The sequence below is a fragment of the Nonomuraea sp. 3N208 genome, from assembly GCF_052245935.1.
In the GTDB taxonomy this organism is placed as follows: Bacteria; Actinomycetota; Actinomycetes; order Streptosporangiales; family Streptosporangiaceae; genus Nonomuraea.
In genome coordinates this window covers 111,682-136,820 of the sequence record NZ_JBQQBR010000024.1, presented here as the reverse complement: position 1 = coordinate 136,820, position 25,139 = coordinate 111,682, and the positions used below count along the sequence as shown (strand labels likewise).

Here is a 25,139-nt window from a genome sequence, read left to right as displayed (position 1 = left end):
TTTCTCAGTCGCGGGGAAGGGGTGGAGGCATGACGAGCGGCGATCTGGATGCCCTGCTACGCGTGACCTCCACCACCTATCGGGGCCAGACGCCGCCGGACATCGCCTTCGGCACCTACGACGGCGCGCTGGGCCGGTTGGTGCTGGCGGTTACCGGCAAAGGCGTCGCCGCGTGCTCCTTCGAGCCGGAGAACGCCGTCTTCGAGCTGGTCACCAGGCATGTGGGCAGGTTCATCGGCCCGGACCCGCGCCGGCTCGACCCGGTGCGCAGGGAGCTGGACGCCTATTTCTCCGGCCGCCTGCGTGCGTTCGCCACGCCAGTGGACCTGACGCTGGCCACGTCCTTCGCCCGTACGGTGCTGCAGAAGACCATGGCGGTGCCGTACGGCACGACTACGACGCTGGAGGAGATCGGCGCGAGCATCGGCAGGCCGCGCGCGTTGCGGGCGATCGGCAACGCGCTGGCCTCCAACCCCGTCTGCGTGGTCGTGCCGTGCCACCGGGTGGTGCGCGAGGACGGCGGGATCGGCGACTACGCGGGCGGCCCGGCCGCCAAGCAGCACCTGCTCAACGTCGAGCAACGCGCGGCCGCAGCAGCAGACCGATGAGCAGCGTCACCAGCGCGGCCACCAAGGCCCCGCCGAGCGCGCCGTTCATCCAGGACTGCCGGGTGAAGCCGATCACCTCGCGAGTTCCCGTCCAGAAGTCGTCCCACGCCGGGACGGTAGGCGTCGAGGTGGTCAGCCAGTAGGCGACGAAGCCGAGCGCCCACGGCACCAGCATCGTCCAGCGCAAGGGGGCGTTCTCGGCGGTGTTCCACCGATCCGCGCGCCCCAGCACGAAGTAGTCGACGGCGAGCACCGCGAACATCGGCACGAACACCGCGCCGATCACGCCGAGGAAGGCGCCGTACGAGGTGACGTCCACGACCAGCGCGATCGCGACGGTGAGCACGCCGATGCCGGTGGAGAACACTCTCCGGTCCACGCGCGGCATCAGGTTCTGCAGCGACACGGTGGTCGAGTAGACATTGGCGAACGACTGGTCGGTCTCACGCAGCACCAGGATCGCGAAGAACAACGCGCCCACCGGCGCCGCCACGAACGGGCTGAACACCGCCGTGCCGTCGGCGAGCACCGCGTTCGCCCCGGCGATGGCGACCGCGTACACGCCCAGCCCCAGGCAGGCGACCTGGGCCAGCGTGTAGCCGCCCACCACGCCGGTGAACGCGGCCTTGCTGGACCTGGAGTGCCTGGCGAAGTCGGCGGCCATAGGCACCCACGACACCGACAGCGCGATCACGTAGTCCACGGCGGCGGGGAAGGCGGTCCAGTTCCCACCGGTGTGCGCGGGCGCCTCGGACACGAGGAACCAGGTGAACCAGATCATGGACACGATCACGCCGATGGTGACGTACCGCCGGATCAGGCGGACCGCCCCGAGCGGCCAGATCGTGAGCGCGGTGGTCAGCACCCCGGCCGCGATCACCCACACCTGGTACGGGATGCCGCCGAAGATCGCGGTGGCGGCCTTGGCGATCACCCAGAGCTCGAACGCGCCCCAGCCGAGCATCTGGACGATATTCAGCACCGTGGGAACGTAGGACGCCTTGGCACCGAACAGCCCCCGCAGCAGCACCATCGAGGGCTGCCCCGTCTGGGTGCCGGGGATGGCGGCAAGGCCCACCATGGACGTGCCGATCAGGCTGCCGACCACGGTGGCGGTGAGTGCGGCGATCAGGCTGAGCGGGGCGTTGCCGAGGGGGTTGAGCAGGTAGAGGGCGCCCGAGAAGCCCAGGAGACTGACTCCGAGGTTCGCCCAGAGCGCGCCCTGATCGAGCACGCCGAGCGTTTTCGGGGGCGTTCCCTCGAGGGTCAGCGGAACTTCGTCGGCGACATGTGTCATCGCGCACTCCCTACGCCGGCATTACCCGGACAGGTTCAGGCGGTCGGCAGCGGATGGATAGCTGCCCTCTCAGCCCGGCACCCCGAGCTCCCGCGACAATCTGAAGTTAGCGCCCTCATGATGCCATAAAGGGAGATTTCGCGTTAGGCCACGAAAGGTTGCTGTCCGGTCTCGCTGACCATCGGGCGGCGCGCGGCCTCCCACGACTGCATGCCGCCGCCGACGTTGACCGCCTCCCGCCCGAGCTGGTTGAGCCAGGCCGCCACCTGCAACGACCGCCCGCCCACCCGGCAGACGACGTAGACCGTGCGGTCACCGGGCACCTCGTCGACCCGCTGCTGGATCTGGGTCATGGGAATGTGCACGGCGTCAGGGGCGTGGCCGGCCACCCATTCGTCCTGCTCACGCACGTCGAGCAGGTAAGCGTCGCCAGGAAGGGCACTGGCCTCGATCTCAGGAACGGTCATGCCTCCATCATCTCTTGCCTTGCGTCATACTCGGCACGCGCCGTCGCGATCTCCACCTGGTGCTCCTCGGTCCAGGTGACCAGGGCCTTGATCGTCTGGTGCAAGGTACGGCCGAGCGGCGTCAACGCGTAGTCCACCCTGGGCGGCACCACGGGGTACACCGTACGGGACACCAGCCCGTCGCGTTCCAGGTGACGCAGGGTCACGCTGAGCATGCGCTGGCTGACGCCGTCGATCTCGCGGCGCAGCTGGGAGAAACGCAGGCTCTGGCAGTCGAGCAACGCGATGACCAGCAGCGACCACTTGTCCGCGATGCGGTCCAGTATCTGGCGGACCTCGCAGTCCTCCCGCGCGTCCCACTGCCGCACGTCATAGTCGTCGTCCACGGTGCTGTCGCAGTAACTGAGTGATCTGAAAGTGCCGTCTTCCATGACATTCCATGCTGGCCCAAGATGTGGACGGTTACAAGAGAGAACCGACTGCCTATACGTAACCGGGGGTTTGTCATGCCTGCCCGTTCCTGGGGCGTCCTCGCCGTCTTGTGCGGCGCCATCTTCCTCGAGGGCATCGACGTGGCCATGCTGAACGTCGCCCTCCCGTCCATCCGGGCCGACCTGGGGTTGTCCACGGGCATGCTGAGCGGGGTCGTGAGCGCGTACGTGCTCGGCTACGGCGGTTTCATGCTGCTGGGCGGCCGAGCGGCCGACCTGCTGGGCCGCCGCCGCATGTTCCTGCTCTGGCTCGGGGTGTTCTTGGCGTTCTCCGGCCTCGGCGGTTTCGCGGACGAGGGCTGGGTCCTGCTGATCGCCCGCTTCGTCACAGGCGTGGCCGCCGCATTCATGACCCCGGCGGGCCTCTCCTTGATCACCACGACGTTCCCCGAGGGCCGGCTACGCAACCGTGCCCTGCTCATCTACGCGGGAACGGCCGCAGGCGGCTTCGCGCTCGGCCTGGTGATCGGCGGCCTGCTCACAGCCTTCGGCTGGCGCTGGGTCTTCTTCGCGCCGGTGCTGATGTCGGCGGCGATCCTGGCCGTCGCCATCCCCCTGATCAAGGAGCCCGTCGCAGAACGGCCCCCGGCCACGGGGTTCGACCTGGCGGGCGCCGTCACCATCACGGGCGCGATGATGCTGCTGGTCTACGGCGTCGTACGCCTGGAGCACCCAGCCGAAGGGTGGCCGCTGACGGTCGCGGCCATCGCCGGCGGCCTGGCCCTGCTCGCGGCCTTCGCCACCGTCGAGCGCCGCTCCGCCAGCCCGCTGGTGCGACTCGGCATCCTCAGATCGGGCGCCCTGGTCCGAGCCAACCTGATGGCCGCCCTCTTGACCGCCTCGTTCTTCGGCTTCCAGTTCCTGATCACGCTCTACCTGCAGGAGTTGCGCGGCTGGTCCACCATCCAGACCGGCCTGGCCCTGCTGGCGGCCGCCGCCGACGTGGTGCTGGCCCCGACGCTCACCCCGTGGCTCGTCAACCGGTATGGCAACGCCAAGGTCGTGCTGGGCGGCCTGCTGTCGGGCCTGCTGGCGTACGCGCTGTTCCTGGGCGTCGGCCTGGACTGGACGTACGCGGCCATGTTGCCGTCGATGCTGCTCATCGGCCTGATGTTCGCCTTCGTGTACGGCCCGCTCACGATCGTGGCCACGGACGGCATCGCCGAGCACGAGCAGGGCCTGGCCGGCGGCCTCATCAACTCCTCGTTCCAGTTCGGCGCCGCCCTGGGCCTGTCGGCGGTAACAGCCATCAACGTAGCCGCCCTCACCCCCGAACCCACCCCCCAAGCAGCCCTGACCGCCCTACGCACGGCTCTGATCGCCCCTGTAGCCGCCACCCTCCTCGCCGCATGCATCGCCACCATCGCCCTCCACACCCACGCCCGCTCAAGAGACCGCATCCCGGTCAAGGCCTAACACCCCAACCCACACCCTCCCGCCTACGGGCCTCACCACGGTGAACACGACGCACCGACACAAGGCCCCCGCCGGCAACGGGACCACCCGGCCGAGCGGCGTGTCAGCGCCCCGCATATGCGCGGCCCCACCACCGGATGGCCCCGCCACCGACTGCCCCATCCGTCCGGACGGGCGGACCGTCCGGACGGGCAGGCCATCCGGGCGGGAGCACCGCATGGGCGCGCGGGCCCTCCAGGCGGGCGGAGGCCTGCATAGGCAGGAAAGGGGCCGCATCGGCAGGCGGGGGCCGCATGGGCGCCGCGTCGGCGGGACGGTGTGCGGCGGAACCGGCGCAATGAGCACGGCGCCCCGCCCCGAACCCCGGAACCCGGCCAAGCATGCGCTCCGTCACGGCGAGCAACCCGTGAGCCTTCACGACCGGCCATGACAGCCGGCAAGGGTCTACGGCGCGTGCGGTGACGCCGGGCGACCGTAAAGGATGATCGTCCTAATGGCGCGCGGTGACGCTGGGCGACCGTAAAGGAAAGGGAAGTAGTTACTTAAGGAGGCGGGAAAGACGCCGATCGGCGAGCGGCTTACCCCCCGTCTGGCAGGTGGGGCAGTACTGGAGCGCGGAGTCGGCGAACGACACCTCGCGGATCGTGTCACCGCAAACGTCACACGCCTGCCCCGCCCGGTTGTGCACCCGAAGCCCGGATTTCTTCTCCGCCTTAAGGTCCTTGGCCGCCAGCCCGTGCGCCCGCTCGACCGCCTCCCCAAGCGTGGTCACGATGGCCTCGTGCAGATCGGCGATCTGGGCGTCCGTCAAGGTCGCCGCGATCTTGAACGGGGACATCTTGGCCGCGTGCAGCACCTCGTCGGAGTAGGCGTTCCCGATGCCCGCGATGACCTTCTGGTCGCGCAGCAGCCCCTTGATCTGGGTACGGTTGCCGCCCACGATCCGCTTGAGCGCGTCCACGGTGAAGGACTCGGCGAGGGGGTCGGGGCCGAGCGCGGCGACGCCGGGGACATCGTCCGGATTTTTCGTGACATAAACGGCAAGGCGCTTCTGTGTCCCCGCCTCGGTGAGCTCGAACCCGGGCGCCAAGCCCTCGTCATCGGGCGCCAGCCGCACCCGCACCGCGAGTGGACCCTTCCCCGGACGGACCGGCTTCGCCCCGGACAGATCCTCGCGCCAGCGCAGCCACCCGGCACGGGCCAGGTGGATGACGAGGTGCAGCCCGTCGCAGTCCAGGTCGAGGAACTTGCCGTGCCTCGCCACGCTGGTCACGGTCAGTCCGCCGAGCGCGGTGACCGGCGGGTCGAACGTCTTGAGCGCTTGGATGGCGACCACGTCGACACCCAGGATGGTGCGGCCCACCGCGCGTTCGCGCAGGAAGTGGACCAGAGACTCCACTTCGGGAAGTTCCGGCATGCCACCAGGGTACGGTGCACGCCCTCGGTGCACACTCCACCGTCCACAGCCTGTGGAAACTAAGGAACGTCCCAGAAGGCGAGCTCGTGCGCCATCCCCTCCGTAAACAACGCCTCCGCCCGCACCGGATCCGGATCGGCCTCGTCGATCATCTGCGCGATCCGCACCGTCAGCGCCGCGAACCCCGGATCCGCGTACGTGTCCACCCACGCCCGGTACCGCGGCTCTGCAGGCGGATTCTCCGCCAGGATCCGCCCGAGGCTCGAATACCCCCACATGCACGGATAGAGCGCTGCCAGCCCCTCCCCATACGACGCCGCCGACTCGAGCAGGAACGCCGTGTACGCGGCACACGCCGGCCCTTTCACCGCCCCGTCCAGATCCGCCCCGAACTCCGCCGACAACGACCGATGCAAGCTCAACTCGTCGTGGTACGTCGTATGCGCCAGATCCACCAGGTCGCCCAGATGCGCGTCGGGCGCCTGCCAGGCCAGCCGGGAGAACACTCGCACGTAATCGAGCAGGAACAGGTAGTCCTGCTCCAGCCACGACCTGAACACCGGCTCCGCCAGGTCGCCCCGCGCGATCCCGGCCACGGTGGGATGCTCCAGCTGCGCCTGCAGCAGCGGACGGCCGATGGCATGCAACGTCTCCGACATAGTCATGGCCGGAAGATTAGTGCGGACCCCGACGCCGGCACGGCCGCGCTGATCGCGATCGCACGATGGCCCCCTCCCCGGACCGGGCGGGGGCCATCAGGCGAAGACTACGATCACCCCGCGTCGACGACGTTCTTCGGAACCGGCTTGTCGTTCTTCAGCGCGTCGAAGAGCGCCAGAGCCTTGGTCCGGTCCCACTTGACCGCCGTCCCGCCGTTCGGCACGGCCTCCTCCCCGCCGAACGGCACCACCGTCGTCACCGGGCTGTCACCCATGGCCAGCCCCAGCGAGAGCATGTCGAACGCCCCCGTGCTCGTGTCGACCTGGACCGCGTCCGTGGCGCTCACGGCCAGCGGGATCGAGGTGAACGGGTTGATGAGCACCCCAGGGCTGGCCGCCTTCTTCACGACCGCGCCGAGGAACTGCCGCTGCCGCTTGGTCCGCTCGAAGTCGGGCAGCGCGCCGCCCTGGCGGGTGCGTACGTACCCGAGGGCCTGTGCGCCGTTGAGCACCTGCGTGCCCTTCTTCAGCTTCAGCCCCGCCTTGGGGTCGTCCACGTCGGCGCGTACGTTGATCTCGACGCCGCCGATGGCGTCGACGATGTCCACGAAACCGGCGAACCCGATCTCCATATAGTGGTCGATGTGCACCCCGGTGACCGTCTCCACGGTGCGGGCCAGCAGCTTCGGCCCGCCGATCGAGTAGGCCGAGTTGAGCTTGTCGCGCCCCTTGCCCGGGATGGTGACCGCCGAGTCGCGGGGCAGGCTGACCAGCGTCGGCTTGTCGCTGCCCTCGGGGATGTGCAGCAACATCATCGAGTCCGTACGCTGCCCCACGGCACGCCCGGTGCGGAGCTTCTTACGCTCGGCCGCGGACAGGCCCTTGCGGCTGTCGGAGCCCACCAGCAGCCAGTTGGTGCCCGGAGTATCGGCCGGACGGCCCTCATAGTCGAACACCCCATCGATCCCGCCCAACCGGGAGTCGATCCAGAAGAACATGCCCACGGCCGCCACCAGCAGCACCACCAGCAGCCCGGCGACGATCTTCAGGATCGTCTTGCCCGACGGCCGCCTGCGCGGCCCTCTGGGCGCCCGCTCCGACGGCCGAGCTCCGTCGCGGTTGGACCGCAGCGGCTTGACCGGATTGCTGCCCGACCGCTCCCTCCCATACACCCGCGAGCCGGCCCTGGGCGGCTCGCCTCCAGAGCCCCCAGAGCCCCCCGCGACCGTGCGCGGAGCCGGCGCCTCAGGATTCTGGGAAACGACGGGAAGCTTGTGCGTGGGCGCTCCAGCCCCGCCGGACGGCACCTGGTAGGCGGGCGCACCGCCGGAACGCAGGCCATCAGCCGGCCTCGGAGGCAGTGGGCGGCCGTCGCCTGGCGAGCGCATGGCCCTCGTCCGGTCGTCCTCAGTCACTTCGCCTTCTTCCCTTCGCTTGCCATAGACGGTACGTCGAACCCCCGGCAAGTGCAGACCTCCGCCCAAGCTTTGTCTAGGGAAAACTACCGAGAACCAGCGGATCCGCCAGAAGCCGTCACACATAGTGACCGCGGAAACATAGTCGCCACCCGCGTCGTTACGTTAGGAACGACCTCTATCGAAGGGATGATCGTGTCCGCTCCGGACCCATGGAGTCTTCGCCCGTGCTGGGGCACGGGTTCTTCTGGGAGCTCACTGCGGTGAGCGCGTATTTCGGGCTGTTGGCCCTGTTCCTCCTGACCGCGGCAACGGGTTTCTTCGTCGCTCAGGAGTTCGCCTACGTCGCCGCGGATCGCGGCATACTCCGTGAGCAGGCCGCCGCCGGCGACAAGTCCGCCGAGAAGGCACTTCAGGTGACCTCGCGCCTGTCCTTCATGCTCTCTGGCGCCCAGCTGGGCATCACGGTAACGGCCCTGCTGGTCGGTTTCCTGGCCGAACCGGCGATCTCCGTGATCGTCCGCCCCTGGCTCGAGAACACCGGACTGCCCACCACCATGATCTCCGGTATCTCCGTGGCCGCCGGCGTGTTCGTGGCCACGGTGGTGCAAATGGTCCTGGGCGAGCTGGCCCCGAAAAACCTGGGCATCGCCCGCCCGGAGCCGGTGGCCAAGTCCCTGGCGAGCGCGACCCTGACCTACTTGGCCGTGGTCGGCCCCGTGGTGCGCCTGTTCGACTCGGCCGCCACGGGCCTGCTCAGGCGCGCCGGCATCGAGCCCGTGGAGGAGGTCGAGCACGGCGCGACCCCGGAGGAGCTGTCCCGCATCATCGAGGAGTCGACTCGAGCCGGCGAACTCCCCCCGAGACTGTCGGACCTCCTGGAACGGGCCTTGGAGTTCGGCGACCGCACAGCGGAGGAGATCATGGTCCCCCGCCCCCGAGTCGTCGTGCTCCGCGACACTCAGCCCATCTCAGACCTGCTCGAGGTCATGCGCCTGCGCGGCCACTCCCGCTACCCGGTGCTCGGCGCCGACGGCGACGTGCTGGGAGTAACCGGCGTCCGCGAACTCCTCGCCTCAGAACTGAACGAGGGCGCCGTCAGAACCATCACCCGCCCCGCTCTCCTGGTCCCCGACTCCCTCCCCCTGCCATCCGTACTGGACGAGATGCGCACGGCCCGGGAGGACATCGCCCTGGTCATGGACGAGTACGGCGGCCTGGCCGGCGTGATCACCATCGAGGACCTGGCGGAGGAGCTGGTCGGCGAGCTGCTGGACGAGAACGACCCCGAGCCGGTGGGCGCCGTGGAACGCGGGCCCGGCGTCTGGGAGGTGCCCGGCTGGCTGAGGCTGGACGAGGTAGAGCGCGCCACCGGCATCTCCCTCCCCGAGAGCGACGACTACGACACCCTCGCCGGCCTGGTCCTGGCCAAGCTGGGCCGCATGCCGGACCCGGGCGACGAGCTGACGGTCCCCATCGACGACCCCACCGACGACCCGTTCGCGGAGACCGATGACGACCACGTGGCGCGCTTGACGGTCATGTCCCTGAACCGCCGCGTGCCCGAATGGGTGCGCCTGGTTCCCGAACAGCGCACGGAGCCCGCGGAGGCGGCCCGATGACGATGCTTCTCATCAGCCTCGCCCTCCTGGCCTTCAACGCGCTGTTCGTGGCCGCGGAGTTCGCCTTCGTCTCGTCCAGACGCCACCGTCTGGAGGAGATGGCCACGGGCAGCAACCGCATGGTGAGGTTCGCCGCCAAATCCGCCGTAGCCGGCGGACGGCAACTCTCTCTCATGCTGGCCGGCGCCCAGCTGGGCATCACCCTGTGCACCCTGGGCCTGGGCCTGGTCTCGGAACCGGCACTGGAACACGCGCTGGAACCGGTCTTCGCCGCCGTGGGAATCCCGGAGTCCCTCCGCCTCCCCATCTCACTCACGATCGCCCTGGCGTTGGTGACCTTCCTCCACATGGTGATCGGCGAAATGGCCCCCAAGTCGTGGGCCCTGACCCACCCGGAACGGGCGGCCCTGCTCCTGACCGTGCCGTTCCGCGCCTTCACTCACGTGATGCGCCCCCTGCTCACGACCCTGAACGGCCTGACCAACGCCATCCTCCGCCTCTTCGGCGTACAACCAAAGGACGAACTGGCCACGACGCGCACACCCCGGCAACTGGCCATGCTCGTAGGCGAGTCAGGCCGCATGGGCCTCCTGGACAGAGAGGAACACGACCTCCTGACCAGAGCCCTCCGCCTCCAGGCAGAAGGCATAGAACGCCTCATGGTCCCGATAACCCAGGCAGTCATGGTCCTCCCCTCAGCACCGGCAACCCAGATCAGAACAACCGCAGCAGAAAGTGGCCACCTGAGACTCCTGGTAGGCACCCCAACCTCAGTAGAAGGCGCCCTACACGCACGGGACGCCCTCCTGAACCCGAAGAGCAAGGCAAGAGACCTGACGCACAGCCTCCCCCGGCTCCAGTGCGTCACCCAGGTCCCAGAAGCGGTGACGGCCCTCCAAGAGGCAAGATCCCATCTGGCCCTGGTAACGAACCAATCAGGATCGGTCATCGGAATGGTGAGCCTCACAGACCTGCTGGGAGAACTGCTAGACACCAGGTTGTGACGTAATCGACGTGCACCCGGTCGGGGGGCTGCGAATGCCGCGCGCCGGGCACGTCGACATCGCCCCGGTCTTCCGGCACGCCGACTCCCCGGACGAGGAGGCGGGGGTTCCGGCTGACCCACCTGCTGGACGACCCGCTCTACCTGATCAGCCAGGAGCCGGACCAGTGCCTGGAGGACCACCGCGACTCCGCCTAGGTCGGCGGGTGCGACCGCTGTCGCGCAGCGATGGTCACCGCCTGCGAGCGCGCCGGCCTCACCCCGCGGATCGCGTACGCCAGTGAACGACATGGTCGTGGTCCAGTCGCTCGTGGCGGCTGGCATGGGTGTAGCGCGGCGGCGTCACTGCCTGCTGTCCGGCCCCGGAAGAGCCGGCCGACCAGGGTCTGCCCGCCCTCACCGCAGAACCGGCACGGCTGCAGGTCCCGTGAGCGCCCCGAACGTCTCCGCTACGCGATGTTGCGTACCTCCCGGATACGGCTCTGGTGTGCGGAGCGGGCCGTGCGGTAACGCGCTGCTGACCACCAAGGAAGCCATGGCAGGCGGCCTTGGTACGACCGCGTTCCTCACCGCCGGCCTGGCCTTCCATGTGGTGCCGCTCATGCTCAGGGGTCAGAGTCCGGCGTAGGAGTGCAGGGAGTTCAGCAGCAGGTTCACCCCGATCAGGTTGAACAGCAGGCACGCGTAGGCGGTGACGGCGATGAGCGCGACGCGCCGCCGGCTCCAGCCACGGGTTGCACGGGCGTGCAGGTAGGCGGCGTAGACGACCCAGGTGATGAACGCCCACACCTCCTTGGGATCCCAGCCCCAGTAGCGGCCCCAGGCGCTGTCGGCCCAGATCGCGCCCGCGATGACGGCGAACGTCCAGACGGGGAAGGCGAACGTGTGCAGGCGCCGGGCCAGCGTGTCCAGCTGACCGGGACGCAGACCATGGGCCTCGCCGCGCCGCTCGGCGTACAGGAACAGCGCCGAGGCGATGGCGCCCAGGGTGAAGGCGCCACTGGCGGCCACTGCGGCCGTGACGTGAATGGCCAGCCAGCCGGACTTCAGGGCCGGGATGAGAGGACCTGCCTCGGTGTACAGCCCGGTGATGGCCGATCCCAGCACGACCGCCAGCCCACCGGCCACGTACAGGCCCAGCGGCCGGGCCTCGGGGCGCAGGCGGGCCAGGATCGCGTAAGAGAGGGAGACAGCGAGGGCGGTGGCGGTCACGAACTCGTACATATTGCCGAGGGGCACCGCCGCGGTCGCCACGCCGCGCAGCGCGACGGCGAGCGCATGCAGAAGCGTCGTGGCCAGCAGCCATCGCGGTGCGAACCGGGCGCGCTCCGGCTCCGGGACGTCGAAGGCCCGGATGGACACAGGCGGCTGCGGTTCTGCGCCACCACCGACCGTGACCAACTCCGGTTTCGGTACCGTGGCGCGCTGGCGGCGGATCGCCTGATCGGCGGCGAAGGCCAGTAACGCCACGACGTACCCAATCATCGCGACGAACATGGTGATGTCGCTCAACGAGGACATGAGCTCGCTCATCGGTGCTTGTCCTACCTTCCCGGAGAGGTCACCTACTACAGGTTGTAGCATTACACGCCGTAGTAGCGGTGGAGCACTCGGCCCACCGACGGGAAGGGGACGTGATGCGGCGCTCGGCGCAGCTGGTCATCTCGGCCACGGTCTTCGTGGACCTGCTCGGCTTCACGCTGATCCTGCCCGCCCTGCCGTTCTACGCCACCGAACTGGGCGCCACCGGGCTGTGGTTCGGAGCGCTGATGAGCGCGTACTCGGTGGCGCAACTCGTCGCCGCGCCGCTGCTGGGCAGGCTGTCCGACCGGTACGGCCGCCGGCCGCTGGTGCTGCTGGCCCTCGCCGGGTCTGCCGTGTCCATGGCGCTCACCGGTCTGGCCACCTCGCTGGCCGGGCTGCTGGTCTGCCGGATGCTGGCAGGGGCATGCGGCGGGAGCATCTCGGTAGCACAGGCATACCTGGCCGACGCCGTACCCGCCGAGCGGCGCACCGGAGCGATGGCGCAGATGGGAGCGGCCATCGGGATGGCGTTCGTGATCGGGCCTACGCTCGGCGGTGTGCTGGCACCGCTGGGGTTCGCGGCGTGCGCGTACGCGGCAGCGGGGCTGGCGGCGGTGAACCTCGTCGCCGCCCTGGCATGGCTTCCCGAGCCTCGCCGCCCCCTTGCGACCGAGCCAAGCGGTCCCCGAGAAGCACGCCAGGGCAGTGGCCGCCGCCCAGCACCAGAGCCGTCCAAGTTCCTGCGCAGTCCTGTGGCGCTGCTGGCCGGGAGCGGGTTTCTGGCGATGGCGGCGTTCGTGGGGATGGAGACCACACTCGCCTTCCTCGCCCGGGACCGGTACGGCTGGGACGCCACCGCGATCGGGCTGGCGCTGGCCGCGGCCGGACTTGCCATGGCCGCCGTCCAGGCCGGGCCGGTGGCCCTGCTGGCCCGGCGCTGGGGTGACGCCCGCGTCGCGGCGGCCGGCGCGTTGGCGATGGCAGGCTGTATGGCTGCGGTTGCGGTGTCGGTGACCTGGTGGCAGTGCCTGGCTGCCGTCTGCCTGCTCGCCGCCGGGCACGGCCTGCTCACCCCCACCGTGTCAAGCCTGCTGGCCGCCGCCGGGCCGCCGGAGCGGCGCGGGGCGCGGCTGGGGACAGGACAGTCGGCGGGCGCCGCCGCGCGGATCGTTGGCCCGGCCGCCGCTGGGCTACTGTTCGACGTCGGGGCGGCGTTACCGTACCTGGCCGGAGCGGCGTCGGCGGCGCTGGCGGCCGTGACCGTGCTGGCCGTACCCGCTTTGGAGCCCGCGGGACGTGAGGAGGGGGCGTGAACAGCCTCGGCGACCTGGAACGCTCGATCATGGAGGTGCTGTGGAGCACCGACGCCTGGCTGACCGTGCGTGAGGTCGTCAACCGGCTCAGCGATCGTCAGAACGCCTACACGACCGTGATGACCGTGATGAACCGGCTCGTCCGCAAGGGCTTCATCCAGCGCGAACGCGACGACGACGGCCGTACCTGGCGCTACCGGCCGGCGGCCGGGCGGGAAGCGTACGTCGCCGAGCTGATGCTCTCGGCGCTCAGCGAGACCGGCGACCGCCTCGCAGCCCTCGGCCATTTCGCCCGCTCGGTCACCCCCGAGGAAGCCGAGGCACTGCGTAAGGCGCTACCCCAGGAGCCGTTGTGACCTACGCCGCCCACCACGTCCTCACGCTGCTGGCGGCGTTGCTCGCCATGGCCGCCATGTCGCGCTCCCGGTTCACCTGGAGTGCACCGCGCACCTCACTGCTCATCTGGCAGGCCACCGGCCTGACGCTCGTCCTGTCCGTGATCGGCATCGCGCTCGCCATCGGCCTGGCCCCCTACCGGCTCGGCATCGTCCCCGCCCTCGTCGGCCTCGTGCGCGATCTCGCACGCGGCGAGCTCCCGACCGGGATCACCCCCTTCCATCTCCTGCTCACCACCTGCGGCATCGCCGTCGCCGCGTGGCTCGCCCTCGCCCTCGCCCGCAGCGCCGCCTCCGTGGCCGCCCTGCGACGCCGGCAGCGAACCCTGCTCGGACTGATCGCCCATCCGCACCCCGAGCTCGCGCAAGCCATGGTCGTGGAACATCCGGCCGTGGCCGCGTACTGTCTACCGGGGCGCAAGGCCGCGATCGTCATCAGCACCGGCAGCCTCGACCTCCTCACCGACCAGGAGCTTCAGGCGGTGCTGGCCCACGAACGCGCACACGTCCGCGAACGCCACGACCTGGTGCTCCTCCCCTTCGCCGCCCTGCACCGCGCCTTCCCCGCCAGCCGCCACATCAAAGCCATGCTGGAGGCGGTCGCCCTGCTGGTCGAGATGCGCGCCGACGACCGCGCCGCCCGCGACAACGACCACCTGACCCTGGCCGCCGCGCTGCGCCGCTTCCGCGCCTGCGACCGCCTCGCCACCCCACCCGGTGCCCTCGGCGGCGCCGGTCACGACCTCGACGCTCGAATCGGCCGACTTGCCACACAGCCGCGCGCCTCATGGCCGATGCGCGTGCTGCTCCTGGGCATCGCCCTGACGGTGGTGAGCACCCCGCTCAGCCTGTTCCTGCTCCCGCTGTAAACGTCATAGCAGCATGGTGGCCAGGCCGAGCAGGGCACAGACGCCGAGAATGCGGAGCATCGCCATTTCAGGACGAAGGTCATGACGAGCGCCCGCCACGATGATCACGAGAGCGTTGGGGTTGATACGCAGGCATCCGTAGATCCAGGTCTTTTCGGGGCTTCGCCGCACGGTTTCCCGAACTCGGCCGCGCCTGGTACGAGCGAGGGTTCGAACGAGTGCTCGGATGCCCGCGGGCCGCTCAACGGTCAACCGACCGGACTCGTCCGCCCCGGAACGGCAACCGCAGCACCTCGGCCACCGACTGCCCGCCGCGGCCGACCCGCCCGCGGTCGCCGGTGAGTCGGCTGTGGCCGACGGCCTCGCCCCGCAAGATCGCCCGCTGGCGCGACACGCTACCTACAGAAACCGGCCAACCCCGACGCCGGGCACGACAACGCCCCACCAAACCACTTGCCACCTGGACACCCTGACTCAGCAGCCGCACCAGCTCCAAAATGTGAGCTAAATCACGCAAGTCAGGCGAAAGCGATCTGCAAGCGGACGACTCTACCGTCTTCCCTGCGGAGAGCAACCGTACTGACAAGTCCGTGAGAAAGAAGTAGCCTCGACCCTTGCCATCCGCCCCCGACTTCGTCAGGGTGGGACCGGCGAGCAACCACAGCAGCTAAAGGGGGTCTGGGGGCAAAGCCCCCAGAAGACGCTGGGGGTCCGGGGGTCATCCCCCGGGAGAAACGACGAGGGGACCCGAGGGAGGAAGCGAATGCTTCCGACCAGAGGTCCCCAGTTCACCGAGTGGGCGAGGAGGGATTTGAACCCTCACGTCCTTTCGGACACACGGACCTGAACCGTGCGCGTCTGCCGTTCCGCCACCCGCCCATTTTTGGGTGCGGAGAAACAGTAGCACGGAACAGCCACTGGTACTGAACCCGGATACGATCGCATAAGACACGGGAGCGGAGGAGCTGGGCGCGACAGCCGACGGGCGCCGGGAAACGCCGCGACGTGGGACTAGCGGAAACCGGGCGCCGTACGCGTCTGGGGAACGCGATCATATGCACGGAGGAAGGGAGGTACCCGGTGGGAGTCCTTCAGCGCTTCGAGCGAAGGCTCGAAGGCTTGGTTGAGGGGGCCTTTGCGCGGGCGTTCAAATCTGACCTTCAGCCGGTCGAGGTCGCCAGCGCGGTTCAGCGGGAGATGGATGAGCGTGCGGCGATCGTCGCTCAGGGTCGCACGCTCGTGCCCAACGACTTCGTGGTTGAGCTGTCCACGACCGACAGCGAACGGCTTGAGGTCTACGCCGACAGCATCAGCCACGAGCTGGCCAACCTCGCCAGGGAGTACGCCAAGGAGCAGGGCTACTCTTTCGTGGGACCGGTCCGGGTTCGCTTCGAGACCGCCGGTGACCTGGCTGTGGGCTTGTTCCGCATCCGGTCCGGCGTCATTCGCGGCGCGACGGTCGAGCAGGACGAGATTCGCCAGCCGGCGAGCGACCTGCCTCCGTCCCGCCCGCACGCGTTCAATGGGCGGCCCAGGCTGCTCGTCTCCACTCAGGACGATCCGCAGGGGGACCGCTCTTACGAGCTCACCACTCCGGTGACCTTGCTCGGCAGGGGCACCGACTGCGATCTTCGACTAGTCGATCCCGGCGTTTCGCGGCACCACGCGGAGCTGCGCGTCGAGGGCCAGAATGTGGTTCTCGTCGACTTGGGATCGACGAACGGCACTTTCGTCAATGGCCAGCCGGTACGCAGGATCGAGCTCCAGAACGGCACGCGAGTGACCCTGGGGCGCACGACTCTGGTGTTCCGGCGCGATTAGGGGTAGACAAACGGTCCATGTCCGAGCTCACGCTGCTGCTGATCCGGCTCGCTTTCCTGGCGGTGCTGTGGTTCTTCGTCATTGCCGCAGTCGGCGTGATCCGGACTGACTTGTTCGGTTCACGCACGGCTCCCGCGGGTCCACGCAAGTCCGCCAAACCCGCCAAGGCCGTGGCCAAGCCCAAGAGCAGGAAGGGCGAGCCACGCCAGCTCATCGTCACGGGTGGTCCGCTGCAAGGCACCACCATCAATCTCACGGAGACGCCCATCACCATTGGCCGGGCGAACGACGCCACGCTGGTAGTCACCGACGACTACGCTTCCAGCCGGCATGCCCGGCTCTTTCCTCAGGACGGTCAGTGGATCGTGGAAGACCTCGGGTCGACCAACGGCACGTATCTCGACCGCTCGAAAGTCACCCGCCCGACCCCGGTGCCGCTCGGTGTTCCGATCCGCGTCGGCAAGACAGTCATTGAATTGCGCAAATGACCATCGCACTCCGCTACGCCGCCCGCTCGGACGTCGGCCTCCTCCGCGAAGGAAACGAGGACTCGGCGTACGCTAGCGGGCGCCTGCTCGCCGTCGCCGACGGCATGGGCGGGCACGCACACGGCGAGGTGGCGAGTTCAGTCGCCATCGCCGCCATGGCCTCTCTGGAAGAGGCCCAACAGGGGGGTGACCTGCTCAACGCCATCGAGGCAGCGGTACGCGACGCCAATCGCAAGCTGCACGAAATGGTGGGGCGGGATCCCAGCCTCAAAGGCATGGGCACGACTCTCACGGCCATGTTGTGGCACGGCACCCAGGTCGCCCTCGTGCACGTTGGCGACTCGCGCGCCTACCTGCTCAGGCGCGGGGAGCTCTACCAGATCACCCATGACCACACGCTGGTGCAGCAGCTCGTCGACGACGGGCGCATCACGCTGGAAGAGGCCGCCACGCATCCGCAGCGCTCGATCCTGCTGCGCGCTCTCGACGGCAGCGGCGAGGTCGATCCCGACCTGACGCTCCGGGAAGCGCAGGTGGGTGACCGTTACCTGCTGTGCTCGGACGGGTTGTCCGGCGTGGTGAGCGCGGAGACGCTGCATGCCACGCTCACCAACATCGACGATCCGGAAGAGGTCGTCCGCCAGCTCATCGATCTGGCGAACAGGGGAGGCGGGCCGGACAACATCACGTGTGTCCTGGCCGACGTCCTGGAGATCACCGATGGGCAGCAGGTGCCTGCCGAGGTCGCCATCGTGGGGGCCGCGGGCATGAACCGGCTGCGCGGGAATCCGCAGGACACCTCGCCGGGACGACCTAGCGCGGTGACCGCACCCCAGCCGGCGATCGCCGACGACGACTTCGACGAGCCGGTCGCGCAGGCGTCCCGGCGGTCGGGCAGGCGTCGTCGTGTGTGGCCCGTGCTGGTCACCGTGCTCAGCATAGGCATCGCCGCCCTCGCCGCCGGCGGCTACTTTGGATACCAGTGGACCCAGGACCAGTTCTTCGTCGGTGCTAGGGGCGGCGAGGTGGTCGTGTTCCAGGGGATCCAGAAGGAGGTGGGTCCATTCCAGCTCTTCAGCGTCTCCAGGCCCACGGGACGGCAGCTCTCCCAGCTGTCCGAGGCCGACCAGGCGCTGATCAAGAGCGGCATCCCCGTCCTGTCCGTCGACGAAGGCGTGGCGAAAATCAACGCGTTGAAGTTCTCCGGAGATCAGCCGAGCGAGACGACGGCGACCACGACTGCGTCGCCCACGCCATCCGCGACCGCGACCAAGACGAAACAGCAGTAAATGAGCGAAGTCGCCGAAGCCCCCGTCGCGATGCCGGCCAAGCGCCGCGTGGCCCAACTGGTCATGCTGGCGCTCGCGGTGGGCATCGTCATGGGCGCCTACGCCAACGTCGGCCTGGCGATCGACGGCCAGATCCCGGCCGGCATGCTGACCTACGGTCTGGGTCTGGGCGGCCTGATGGCGATCGCCTACATCGTGCTGGCCAAGTTCGCGCCGTGGGCGGATCCGCTGATCCTGCCGCTGGTGACCGTGATCAACGGTCTCGGCCTGGTGATGATCTACCGGCTCGAGTCCGCGAACATGCCCGGCGCGTCCGCCGCCAACCAGATCATGTGGACGGCCGTCGGCGTCGTCATGTTCACGGCCACGCTGCTCGTGATCCGCGATCACCGTATGCTCCAGCGCCTCACCTACACCGCCGGCGCCGTCGGCCTGGTCCTGCTCGCGATCCCCGCGGTGCTGCCCAGCTCACTCAGCGAGGTACAGGGCGCCAAGATCTGGATCCGCATCGGCGGTTTCTCCATCCAGCCCGGCGAGTTCGCCAAGCTGGCGCTGGTGGTCTTCTTCGCCGGTTACCTCGTGGCCAAGCGGGACGTGCTGGCGCTGGCCGGGCGGCGGCTGCTCCTCATCGACCTGCCGCGGGCCAGGGACCTCGGTCCCGTCCTCGTCACCTGGGTGCTCAGCCTGCTCGTCCTGGTCTTCGAGAAGGACCTGGGCACGTCGCTGCTGCTGTTCGGCACGTTCATCGCGATGCTCTATATCGCCACCCAGCGCACGTCGTGGGTGCTGATCGGCGTGCTGCTCTTCGCCGGCGGCGCCTTCCTGGCGGGCATGGTCTTCGACCACGTCGGCGACCGTTTCCAGATCTGGCTCAACCCGAGCTCCGACGAGTTCTACAACCGTGAGATCGGCGGCAGCTTCCAGATCATGCAGAGCCTGTTCGGGCTCGGCGCGGGCGGCATCATGGGCACCGGGCTCGGCCAGGGCAATCCCGACCTGATTCCGCTGTCGTTCTCCGACTTCATCTTCGCCGCGGTCGGCGAGGAGCTCGGCCTGACCGGCCTGATGGCGCTGCTCATGCTCTACGCGCTGCTGGTCGAGCGCGGCCTGCGCACTTCGCTGGCGGCCCGCGAGCCGTTCTCGAAGCTGCTGGCGGGCGGCCTGTCGTTCATCCTCGCCTGGCAGGTGTTCATCATCGTCGGCGGCGTGACGAACCTCATCCCCCTGACCGGCCTGGTCACCCCGTTCATGTCCCAGGGTGGCTCGGCGCTGCTGGCTAACTGGATCCTTATCGCGCTTTTGGTACGAATGTCAGATTCGGCGCGAAAGCCTCCGCCTCAGGCGATCCAGAACGAAGGACTGACGCAGGTGTTCCAGCGATGAACAAGACCCTGAAGCGCGCGGCCGTGGCCTGCCTGGTCATGTTCGCGCTCCTGATGATCAATGTGAACATCCTGCAGGCGGTCCGTGCGGAAGAGCTGAGCAGCGACTCCCGTAACACCCGCAACTACTACGCGCGTTACGCCGTCGAGCGAGGACGCATCGTCGCGGGCGGCAAGGTGATCGCCCAGTCCGTCGAGACCGACAGCAAGCGGTTCAAGTTCGCCAGGGAATACCCGGACGCCAAGCTCTACGCGCACGTCACCGGCTTCTTCTCGCCCGAGAGCGAGAGCGCGATCGAGAAGTCCGAGAACGACCTGCTCGACGGCTCCAGCGCCGACCTGCTGCTGCGGCGGAGCATCGACCTGTTCACCGGCGAGCCGACCAAGGGCGCCAACGTCGAGGTCACGATCAACCCCAAGGCGCAGAAGGCGGCCTACGACGCGCTCCGCAACAGCGGCAAGCGCGGCGCCGTGATCGCGCTCGACCCGAAGACCGGCGCGATCCTGGCGATGGTCTCGCTGCCGACCTACGACCCCACCGAGCTGTCGGGCACCGACAAGGGCAAGGTCTTCACGCGCTACGACGAGCTGGCCAAGGAGAAGAGCCAGCCGCTGCTCAATCGCACCGTCGGCCAGACGTACCCGCCGGGGTCGACGTTCAAGGTGGTGACGATGGCGGCGTACCTGGAGGACGACTCCTCGCGCGGCCCGGACACCACCGTGGATGCGCCTCAGCGGCTGCCGCTGCCCAACACCAACATCAGTCTGCCCAACTACGGCGGCGCGGCCTGCGGCTCCGGCTCGGTCACGCTGACGTACGCGCTGGAGAAGTCCTGCAACACGCCCTTCGGCAAGATGGGCATGGAGCTGGGCTACGACAAAATGAATGAGCAGACGGAGAGGTTCGGCATGGGCACGCAGATCGCCGTGCCGATGTCGGTGGCCGACAGCGATTTCGGCCCCAAGGAGGATCAGGCGGCCGTGGCGATGGCCTCGATCGGGCAGCGCAGCAACCGGATGACCCCGCTGCAGATGGCCATGATCGCCGCCGGCATCGCCAACGAGGGCGCGGTGATGAAGCCGTACCTCGTCAACAAGATCACCGACGCCAAGGGCGACACGGTCGACGAGGCCAAGCCCGAGGAGCTGTCGGAGGCGGTCAGCTCCGAGACGGCGGGCAAGCTGCGCGACATGATGGTGAGCGTCGTCAACAACGGCACGGCCAACCTGGCGCAGGTGCCGGGCGTCCAAGTAGCGGGTAAGACGGGCACCGCGGAGACGGCCGACGGCCAGCCGCCGCACGCCTGGTTCATCTCCTTCGCGCCCGCGGAGGACCCGAAGGTGGCGCTGGCGGTCATCGTCGAATCCGGCGCCGCGAACGTCGGCGCGGAGGCGACAGGCGGCCACACGGCCGCGCCGATCGCAAAGGCCGTGCTGGAGGCGGTGCTGAACAAGTGAGTGACGGTAACCTGCTGGATCATGCGGCTCCGTAACCGCTACCTCCTGGTCTCCCGCATCGCCACGGGCGGTATGGGCGAGGTGTGGCGCGCCCGCGACGAGCTCCTCGGGCGCGAGGTGGCGGTCAAGATCCTGCGTAGCCACATCTACGCCGACCCCACCTTCCGCGAGCGCTTCCGCAACGAGGCCAGGCTCACGGCGGCTCTGGCCGACCCCGGGATCGCGCAGGTCTTCGACTACGGCGAGCAGAGCGATCTCGCCTACCTGGTGATGGAGCTGGTCCACGGCGAGCCGCTATCGGCCATCCTGGCCCGCAGCGGCGCCCTCGGGGCCGAGGTGGCGCTGGACGTGGTGCACCAGACCGCCAAGGCGCTGCATGCGGCGCATTCGGCCGGGATCATCCACCGTGACATCAAGCCGGGCAACCTGCTGGTCACCCCCGAGGGCGTCATCAAGGTGACGGACTTCGGCATCGCGCGGGCCCTGGAGGCGGCGCCGGTGACACAGACCGGCACCGTGCTGGGCACCGCCCAATACGTCAGCCCCGAGCAGGCGCAGGGTTTCCCGCTCACGCCCGCCACCGACCTCTACTCGCTGGGCGTGGTGGCGTACGAGAGCCTGGCGGGGCGCACGCCGTTCCGCGGGGACACCCAGGTGGCGATCGCGCTGCTGCACCTCAACGAGCCGCCGCCGCCGCTCGGCGTGGACGTGCCCGCGCCGGTGCGCGAGCTGGTCCTGGCGCTGCTGGCCAAGGATCCGGCACAGCGTCCGGCCACGGCGCTGGAGGTGGCCGACCGGGCCTACGTGCTGCGCGAGTCGCTGGTCGGCGCCGAGCAGGGCGCCGACCTGAGCATGTTCACCGACCCGTCAGGCTTCCAAGTACGCGAGCAGTCGGCCGAGGACCAGCGGGACACCGACGACCTCGCCCCGGCGACGGCCATGGAGGAGCGGCGGCCGGGCGGGCAGGGCAAGCGGCGTAAGGGCGCAAGGACGCTGGCCGCGGTGGCCACGGCCGGGTGCGTGGCCGCCGTGGGGCTCAGCGCCTTCTCCCTCGCCGGCCGGTCACCGGTGGAGACGCCGCCCGACGTGGCGGATCCCACAGAGTCGACGGTGTTGACGCCCGAGCAGCAGCGTCCGAGCAAGACGAAAACACGTACTCGACGCCCTGCGGTGGTTCCCGTCAAGTCGCCGAGGCCTATACCCTCACGGTCGGCTACGGTAAGCAAGTCGGCAACTCCCACCAAGAAGCCGACGCCGAAACCGACACCGACGACCCGGACTCCGACACCTACCCCCACTCCAACGCCCACCAGGACACCGACGACTTCGACACCGACCGCTTCGCCAGACCCGGGTGAGACGAACCCGCCCAAGGAGGAGACGTGACGCGCCAGGGGGTCGATGATGGACACCGGCGGCCCCCCGAGCAGGCCGGCACCCAAGATGAACGGTAAGGGACAGTGCAGGAAATGACTCAGCCTCGGCTACTCGGAGGTCGCTACGAGCTCGACGGTGTCGTCGGGCGCGGCGGCATGGCCGAGGTCTATCGCGCCCGAGACATCCGGCTGGACCGCATAGTCGCGATCAAGACCCTCCGCTCCGATCTGGCGCGTGACCACACCTTCCAGGCCCGGTTCCGCCGTGAGGCGCAGTCGGCGGCCTCACTGAACCACCCGGCCGTCGTCGCGGTCTATGACACTGGCGAAGACGTCACCGAAGGCGCCCCCGTGCCGTACATCGTGATGGAGTACGTCGACGGCAGGACGCTGCGCGACCTGCTGCGCCAGGACCGGCGGCTGATGCCCGAACGGGCGGTGGAGCTGGTCGACGGCATCCTGCGGGCACTGGACTACAGCCACCGCGGCGGCATCGTGCACCGCGACATCAAGCCGGCCAACGTGATGATCACGCGGGCGGGCGACGTCAAGGTGATGGACTTCGGCATCGCACGCGCGATGGCCGACTCCGCGGCCACGATGACGCAGACGGCGCAGGTGATCGGCACCGCGCAATACCTGTCGCCCGAGCAGGCTCGGGGCGAGCGGGTGGACGCGCGTAGCGACATCTACTCCACCGGCTGCTTGCTCTATGAGCTGCTGACCGGGCAGCCGCCCTTCACCGGCGACTCGCCGGTCGCGATCGCCTACCAGCACGTCCGCGAGGAGCCCATCCCGCCGTCGCAGATCGACCGCGACATCCCGCCGTGGGCCGACGCGATCGTGCTCAAGGCCATGGCCAAAGACCCGGCTCAGCGTTACCAGAGCGCGGCCGAGATGCGGGCCGACATCCAGCGGGCGATGTCCGGCATGCCGACCGACGCCCAGACGATGGCGGTGAGTGGCAACTACGGCCAGGGCACGCGCATGATGACGGCCACGCAGGCCGCCACCGGCCCGGCCACGCAGCGCACCAGCTCGATCCCGCCGTACGACTACGGCGATGGTGACGGCGGCGGTCGTGGCGGGCGGCGCAGGGCCTCCAGCGGTGGCGGCAACGGCGTCAAGACGGCGTTGTGGATCATCATCCCGCTGCTGATCATCGGCGGCTTCGTCACGGTCGGCTACCTGATCTTCGGCACCGGCAACACGCCGGCGGAGACGGCGGTCGCGATCCCGTCTCTCGTCTCGAAGGAGCAGAAGTACGCCGAGGGTGAGCTCACCAACCTGGGCTTCAAGGTCGAGGTGGTGAAGGAGCCCAGCTCCGAGATCGACAAGGACACCGTCATCAAGACGGATCCCGCCGAGGGCACCAAGGCGCCGAAGGGCTCGACCGTCAAGCTGTACGTGTCCACGGGTCCGAAGAAGGTCAAGGTGCCGGACGGCCTCATCGGCATGTCGCAGGCGGAGGCCACCGCGGCCCTGGAGAAGGCCGGCCTGCAGGCCACGGTCCAGACCAGGGTCTCCAGCAAGCCGCAGGGCACGGTCGTCGCCACCAAACCCAAGTCCGGCGAGTCGATCGAAGAGGGCGGCACCGTCACCCTGTGGGTGCCCAAGGAGCTGGGTGAGGTGCCCAGCGTCACCGGGCTCACCGTGGAGGACGCCACCGCCCAGCTGAAGGCCGCAGGCTTCCGCACCAAGGTCGTCGAGCAGGCCAGCGACCAGCCCGAGGGCACGGTCGTCCAGCAGAATCCGGGCGAGGGCACCAAGCTGCCGGCGAACACGACGGTGACGATCGTGGTGTCCACGGGTCCGGAGCTGCAGCAGCCGACGGAGCAGCCGAGCGATCAGTTCCCCACCGATCAGCCCACCGACGACCAGACGGACTTCCCCGAGGATCCGCCGTCTGACGACAACCCGATCGACGACGACCCCCTCGGCTGAGGCTCCGTCGTACGGCGGAAAGGGCCGCCCGTTCCCGCGTGGGACGGGCGGCCCTTCGCTTCTGACACAAAAACGCCCCCGCCGCTCGGGGGCAACGGCGGGGACGCTCACTAGTTAGTCGTCGTATGCGCGATGTTCGTTACACGGTTCCGCGGAGCCAATTCTCGAGCAATGTGTGCCCGTGTTCGGACAAGACCGACTCGGGGTGGAACTGGATGCCCTCAATGGGCACCCGGCGGTGGCGCAGGCCCATGATGACGCCGTCCGCGGTCCACGCGGTCACGTCGAGCACGTCGGGCACGGTCTCGGGCAACACGGTGAGCGAGTGGTAGCGGGTCATCCGCACCGGCGAGGGCAGGGTCTCGAACACGCCCTTGCCGTCGTGAACGATGTCGCTCGTCTGGCCATGGAAGAGCTCGGGCGCACGGGACACCGTGCCGCCGAAGGCGATGGCGATGGCCTGGTGGCCCAGGCAGACGCCGAGCAGCGGCTGTTCGCGCGCGGCCGCGTGGCGGACGAGGGGGACGCTGACGCCGGCCGCCTCGGGCGTGCCGGGTCCCGGGCTGATGAGCACGCCGTCGAAGCCGTCGGCGTCGCCCACGCGTACGTTGTCGCGCGGCCGCACGTCACAGTCCGCGCCCAGTGCACGCAGGTACTGGACGATCGTGTGGACGAAGCTGTCGTGGTTGTCCACGACCAGCACGCGGCTCATTTCCTTGTGGTCACCTCGTCGAGCGTCACCAAGGGCTCCAGTAGCGGAAGGACGACATACCAGAGTACGGCCACCGCGGTCGCGACCAGCACGACCGCCGTCAGCGCCCTGAGTATCCGGCTGGGGATCGCCATGACGTGCGCGTGGTGACTATTGTGGACCACACTTCAATT

The 25,139-nt window shown here is 68.9% G+C and carries 24 protein-coding genes, 1 tRNA gene and 1 riboswitch; of the genes, 15 read left to right on the top strand and 10 right to left on the bottom strand.

Features of this window, described 5'->3' with window-relative positions; translation table 11 throughout:
• Positions 1-29 precede the first annotated feature (29 nt).
• Entirely contained in the window at positions 30-608 is a 579-nt protein-coding gene (locus tag ACTWPT_RS33095; protein ID WP_443181432.1) for a methylated-DNA--[protein]-cysteine S-methyltransferase, read from the top strand.
• On the opposite strand, the gene ACTWPT_RS33090 is transcribed toward ACTWPT_RS33095, so the two are convergent.
• The 3 genes from ACTWPT_RS33090 to ACTWPT_RS33080 form a co-directional block, all read right to left on the bottom strand.
• Positions 568-1,905, bottom strand: a complete 1,338-nt coding sequence (locus ACTWPT_RS33090) for a purine-cytosine permease family protein (protein WP_443181431.1) — start codon at positions 1,903-1,905, stop codon at positions 568-570. The two genes, ACTWPT_RS33095 and ACTWPT_RS33090, sit on opposite strands and share 41 nt — an antisense overlap.
• Positions 1,896-2,009: riboswitch (TPP riboswitch) on the bottom strand. (Overlaps the previous gene by 10 nt.)
• A gap of 39 nt (positions 2,010-2,048) precedes the next feature.
• A complete protein-coding gene (locus ACTWPT_RS33085; protein ID WP_443181430.1) occupies positions 2,049-2,372 on the bottom strand; it encodes a rhodanese-like domain-containing protein in 324 nt (107 codons plus the stop codon).
• Positions 2,369-2,803 (bottom strand): winged helix-turn-helix transcriptional regulator, encoded by a 435-nt coding sequence (locus tag ACTWPT_RS33080; protein WP_443181429.1) that lies wholly within the window; start codon positions 2,801-2,803, stop codon positions 2,369-2,371. Before ACTWPT_RS33080 ends, ACTWPT_RS33085 begins: the two co-directional genes overlap by 4 nt.
• Positions 2,804-2,878: 75 nt before the next feature.
• Between ACTWPT_RS33080 and ACTWPT_RS33075 the strand changes: the two genes are divergently transcribed.
• On the top strand, positions 2,879-4,279 hold the full coding sequence (locus tag ACTWPT_RS33075; protein ID WP_443181428.1) for an MFS transporter: 1,401 nt from the start codon (positions 2,879-2,881) through the stop codon (positions 4,277-4,279).
• A 538-nt stretch (positions 4,280-4,817) separates the two neighbouring features.
• Here the strand turns inward: ACTWPT_RS33075 and ACTWPT_RS33070 are convergent.
• The 3 genes from ACTWPT_RS33070 to ACTWPT_RS33060 all read right to left on the bottom strand — a co-directional run bounded on the left by ACTWPT_RS33070 (position 4,818) and on the right by ACTWPT_RS33060 (position 7,770).
• A complete protein-coding gene (locus ACTWPT_RS33070; protein WP_443181427.1) occupies positions 4,818-5,696 on the bottom strand; it encodes an Fpg/Nei family DNA glycosylase in 879 nt (292 codons plus the stop codon).
• A 59-nt stretch (positions 5,697-5,755) separates the two neighbouring features.
• On the bottom strand, positions 5,756-6,361 hold the full coding sequence (locus tag ACTWPT_RS33065; RefSeq protein ID WP_443181426.1) for a TenA family protein: 606 nt from the start codon (positions 6,359-6,361) through the stop codon (positions 5,756-5,758).
• A gap of 107 nt (positions 6,362-6,468) precedes the next feature.
• Entirely contained in the window at positions 6,469-7,770 is a 1,302-nt protein-coding gene (locus ACTWPT_RS33060) for an LCP family protein (RefSeq protein WP_443181425.1), read from the bottom strand.
• Between the two features lie 212 nt (positions 7,771-7,982).
• Between ACTWPT_RS33060 and ACTWPT_RS33055 the strand changes: the two genes are divergently transcribed.
• The 3 genes from ACTWPT_RS33055 (at position 7,983) to ACTWPT_RS33045 (ending at position 11,023) form a co-directional block, all read left to right on the top strand.
• Positions 7,983-9,392: a hemolysin family protein gene (locus tag ACTWPT_RS33055; RefSeq protein ID WP_443181424.1), complete on the top strand. Its 1,410-nt coding sequence runs from the start codon at positions 7,983-7,985 to the stop codon at positions 9,390-9,392.
• Entirely contained in the window at positions 9,389-10,396 is a 1,008-nt protein-coding gene (locus ACTWPT_RS33050) for a hemolysin family protein (protein ID WP_443181423.1), read from the top strand. The genes ACTWPT_RS33055 and ACTWPT_RS33050 overlap by 4 nt, the downstream gene beginning before the upstream one ends.
• Before the next feature lie 486 nt (positions 10,397-10,882).
• Positions 10,883-11,023, top strand: a complete 141-nt coding sequence (locus ACTWPT_RS33045; protein WP_443181422.1) for a hypothetical protein — start codon at positions 10,883-10,885, stop codon at positions 11,021-11,023.
• Here the strand turns inward: ACTWPT_RS33045 and ccsB are convergent.
• Complete coding sequence (gene ccsB, locus ACTWPT_RS33040) at positions 11,008-11,928, bottom strand: c-type cytochrome biogenesis protein CcsB (protein WP_443181421.1); 921 nt, start codon at positions 11,926-11,928, stop codon at positions 11,008-11,010. The two genes, ACTWPT_RS33045 and ccsB, sit on opposite strands and share 16 nt — an antisense overlap.
• A gap of 104 nt (positions 11,929-12,032) precedes the next feature.
• Between ccsB and ACTWPT_RS33035 the strand changes: the two genes are divergently transcribed.
• From ACTWPT_RS33035 to ACTWPT_RS33025, 3 genes are read left to right on the top strand one after another with little or no spacing between them, the layout of a single operon-like run.
• A complete protein-coding gene (locus ACTWPT_RS33035; protein ID WP_443181420.1) occupies positions 12,033-13,232 on the top strand; it encodes an MFS transporter in 1,200 nt (399 codons plus the stop codon).
• The gene (locus tag ACTWPT_RS33030; RefSeq protein WP_443181419.1) at positions 13,229-13,588 is read left to right on the top strand and encodes a BlaI/MecI/CopY family transcriptional regulator; all 360 of its coding nucleotides are present in this window, start codon (positions 13,229-13,231) and stop codon (positions 13,586-13,588) included. Before ACTWPT_RS33035 ends, ACTWPT_RS33030 begins: the two co-directional genes overlap by 4 nt.
• The gene (locus ACTWPT_RS33025; RefSeq protein WP_443181418.1) at positions 13,585-14,496 is read left to right on the top strand and encodes a M56 family metallopeptidase; all 912 of its coding nucleotides are present in this window, start codon (positions 13,585-13,587) and stop codon (positions 14,494-14,496) included. Before ACTWPT_RS33030 ends, ACTWPT_RS33025 begins: the two co-directional genes overlap by 4 nt.
• 796 nt (positions 14,497-15,292) lie before the next feature.
• On the opposite strand, the gene ACTWPT_RS33020 is transcribed toward ACTWPT_RS33025, so the two are convergent.
• Positions 15,293-15,375, bottom strand: a tRNA-Leu gene (locus tag ACTWPT_RS33020).
• A 201-nt stretch (positions 15,376-15,576) separates the two neighbouring features.
• Between ACTWPT_RS33020 and ACTWPT_RS33015 the strand changes: the two genes are divergently transcribed.
• The 7 genes from ACTWPT_RS33015 to pknB all read left to right on the top strand — a co-directional run bounded on the left by ACTWPT_RS33015 (position 15,577) and on the right by pknB (position 24,254).
• Positions 15,577-16,317 carry an FhaA domain-containing protein gene (locus tag ACTWPT_RS33015; protein ID WP_443181417.1) on the top strand — a complete coding sequence of 247 codons (741 nt, stop codon included), beginning with the start codon at positions 15,577-15,579 and terminating at the stop codon, positions 16,315-16,317.
• A 17-nt stretch (positions 16,318-16,334) separates the two neighbouring features.
• Complete coding sequence (locus tag ACTWPT_RS33010) at positions 16,335-16,805, top strand: FHA domain-containing protein FhaB/FipA (protein WP_443181416.1); 471 nt, start codon at positions 16,335-16,337, stop codon at positions 16,803-16,805.
• Complete coding sequence (locus ACTWPT_RS33005; RefSeq protein WP_443181415.1) at positions 16,802-18,094, top strand: Stp1/IreP family PP2C-type Ser/Thr phosphatase; 1,293 nt, start codon at positions 16,802-16,804, stop codon at positions 18,092-18,094. The genes ACTWPT_RS33010 and ACTWPT_RS33005 overlap by 4 nt, the downstream gene beginning before the upstream one ends.
• Entirely contained in the window at positions 18,095-19,477 is a 1,383-nt protein-coding gene (locus ACTWPT_RS33000) for an FtsW/RodA/SpoVE family cell cycle protein (RefSeq protein ID WP_443181414.1), read from the top strand.
• On the top strand, positions 19,474-20,934 hold the full coding sequence (locus ACTWPT_RS32995; protein WP_443181413.1) for a peptidoglycan D,D-transpeptidase FtsI family protein: 1,461 nt from the start codon (positions 19,474-19,476) through the stop codon (positions 20,932-20,934). Before ACTWPT_RS33000 ends, ACTWPT_RS32995 begins: the two co-directional genes overlap by 4 nt.
• 21 nt (positions 20,935-20,955) lie before the next feature.
• Positions 20,956-22,320: a protein kinase domain-containing protein gene (locus ACTWPT_RS32990; RefSeq protein WP_443181412.1), complete on the top strand. Its 1,365-nt coding sequence runs from the start codon at positions 20,956-20,958 to the stop codon at positions 22,318-22,320.
• Between the two features lie 83 nt (positions 22,321-22,403).
• Complete coding sequence (gene pknB, locus ACTWPT_RS32985) at positions 22,404-24,254, top strand: Stk1 family PASTA domain-containing Ser/Thr kinase (protein WP_443181411.1); 1,851 nt, start codon at positions 22,404-22,406, stop codon at positions 24,252-24,254.
• A gap of 139 nt (positions 24,255-24,393) precedes the next feature.
• Here pknB and ACTWPT_RS32980 read toward each other — a convergent pair whose 3' ends face one another.
• Together ACTWPT_RS32980 and ACTWPT_RS32975 are read right to left on the bottom strand one after the other, a co-directional pair.
• On the bottom strand, positions 24,394-24,966 hold the full coding sequence (locus ACTWPT_RS32980) for an anthranilate synthase component II (RefSeq protein WP_443181410.1): 573 nt from the start codon (positions 24,964-24,966) through the stop codon (positions 24,394-24,396).
• Positions 24,963-25,130 carry a hypothetical protein gene (locus ACTWPT_RS32975; protein WP_443181409.1) on the bottom strand — a complete coding sequence of 56 codons (168 nt, stop codon included), beginning with the start codon at positions 25,128-25,130 and terminating at the stop codon, positions 24,963-24,965. Before ACTWPT_RS32975 ends, ACTWPT_RS32980 begins: the two co-directional genes overlap by 4 nt.
• Positions 25,131-25,139: the final 9 nt, after the last annotated feature.

What these genes read in the sequence shown, in the direction of transcription:
- ACTWPT_RS33090 (WP_443181431.1), bottom strand. Translation starts at nt 1,905, where the DNA reads ATGACACATGTCGCCGACGAAGTTCCGCTGACCCTCGAGGGAACGCCC.
- pknB (WP_443181411.1), top strand. Translation starts at nt 22,404, where the DNA reads ATGACTCAGCCTCGGCTACTCGGAGGTCGCTACGAGCTCGACGGTGTC.
- ACTWPT_RS33070 (WP_443181427.1), bottom strand. Translation starts at nt 5,696, where the DNA reads ATGCCGGAACTTCCCGAAGTGGAGTCTCTGGTCCACTTCCTGCGCGAA.
- ACTWPT_RS33095 (WP_443181432.1), top strand. Translation starts at nt 30, where the DNA reads ATGACGAGCGGCGATCTGGATGCCCTGCTACGCGTGACCTCCACCACC.
- ACTWPT_RS32995 (WP_443181413.1), top strand. Translation starts at nt 19,474, where the DNA reads ATGAACAAGACCCTGAAGCGCGCGGCCGTGGCCTGCCTGGTCATGTTC.
- ACTWPT_RS33055 (WP_443181424.1), top strand. Translation starts at nt 7,983, where the DNA reads ATGGAGTCTTCGCCCGTGCTGGGGCACGGGTTCTTCTGGGAGCTCACT.
- ACTWPT_RS33075 (WP_443181428.1), top strand. Translation starts at nt 2,879, where the DNA reads ATGCCTGCCCGTTCCTGGGGCGTCCTCGCCGTCTTGTGCGGCGCCATC.
- ACTWPT_RS33010 (WP_443181416.1), top strand. Translation starts at nt 16,335, where the DNA reads ATGTCCGAGCTCACGCTGCTGCTGATCCGGCTCGCTTTCCTGGCGGTG.
- ccsB (WP_443181421.1), bottom strand. Translation starts at nt 11,928, where the DNA reads ATGAGCGAGCTCATGTCCTCGTTGAGCGACATCACCATGTTCGTCGCG.
- ACTWPT_RS32980 (WP_443181410.1), bottom strand. Translation starts at nt 24,966, where the DNA reads ATGAGCCGCGTGCTGGTCGTGGACAACCACGACAGCTTCGTCCACACG.
- ACTWPT_RS33080 (WP_443181429.1), bottom strand. Translation starts at nt 2,803, where the DNA reads ATGGAAGACGGCACTTTCAGATCACTCAGTTACTGCGACAGCACCGTG.
- ACTWPT_RS33035 (WP_443181420.1), top strand. Translation starts at nt 12,033, where the DNA reads ATGCGGCGCTCGGCGCAGCTGGTCATCTCGGCCACGGTCTTCGTGGAC.
- ACTWPT_RS33005 (WP_443181415.1), top strand. Translation starts at nt 16,802, where the DNA reads ATGACCATCGCACTCCGCTACGCCGCCCGCTCGGACGTCGGCCTCCTC.
- ACTWPT_RS33000 (WP_443181414.1), top strand. Translation starts at nt 18,095, where the DNA reads ATGAGCGAAGTCGCCGAAGCCCCCGTCGCGATGCCGGCCAAGCGCCGC.
- ACTWPT_RS33050 (WP_443181423.1), top strand. Translation starts at nt 9,389, where the DNA reads ATGACGATGCTTCTCATCAGCCTCGCCCTCCTGGCCTTCAACGCGCTG.
- ACTWPT_RS33085 (WP_443181430.1), bottom strand. Translation starts at nt 2,372, where the DNA reads ATGACCGTTCCTGAGATCGAGGCCAGTGCCCTTCCTGGCGACGCTTAC.
- ACTWPT_RS32990 (WP_443181412.1), top strand. Translation starts at nt 20,956, where the DNA reads ATGCGGCTCCGTAACCGCTACCTCCTGGTCTCCCGCATCGCCACGGGC.
- ACTWPT_RS33065 (WP_443181426.1), bottom strand. Translation starts at nt 6,361, where the DNA reads ATGACTATGTCGGAGACGTTGCATGCCATCGGCCGTCCGCTGCTGCAG.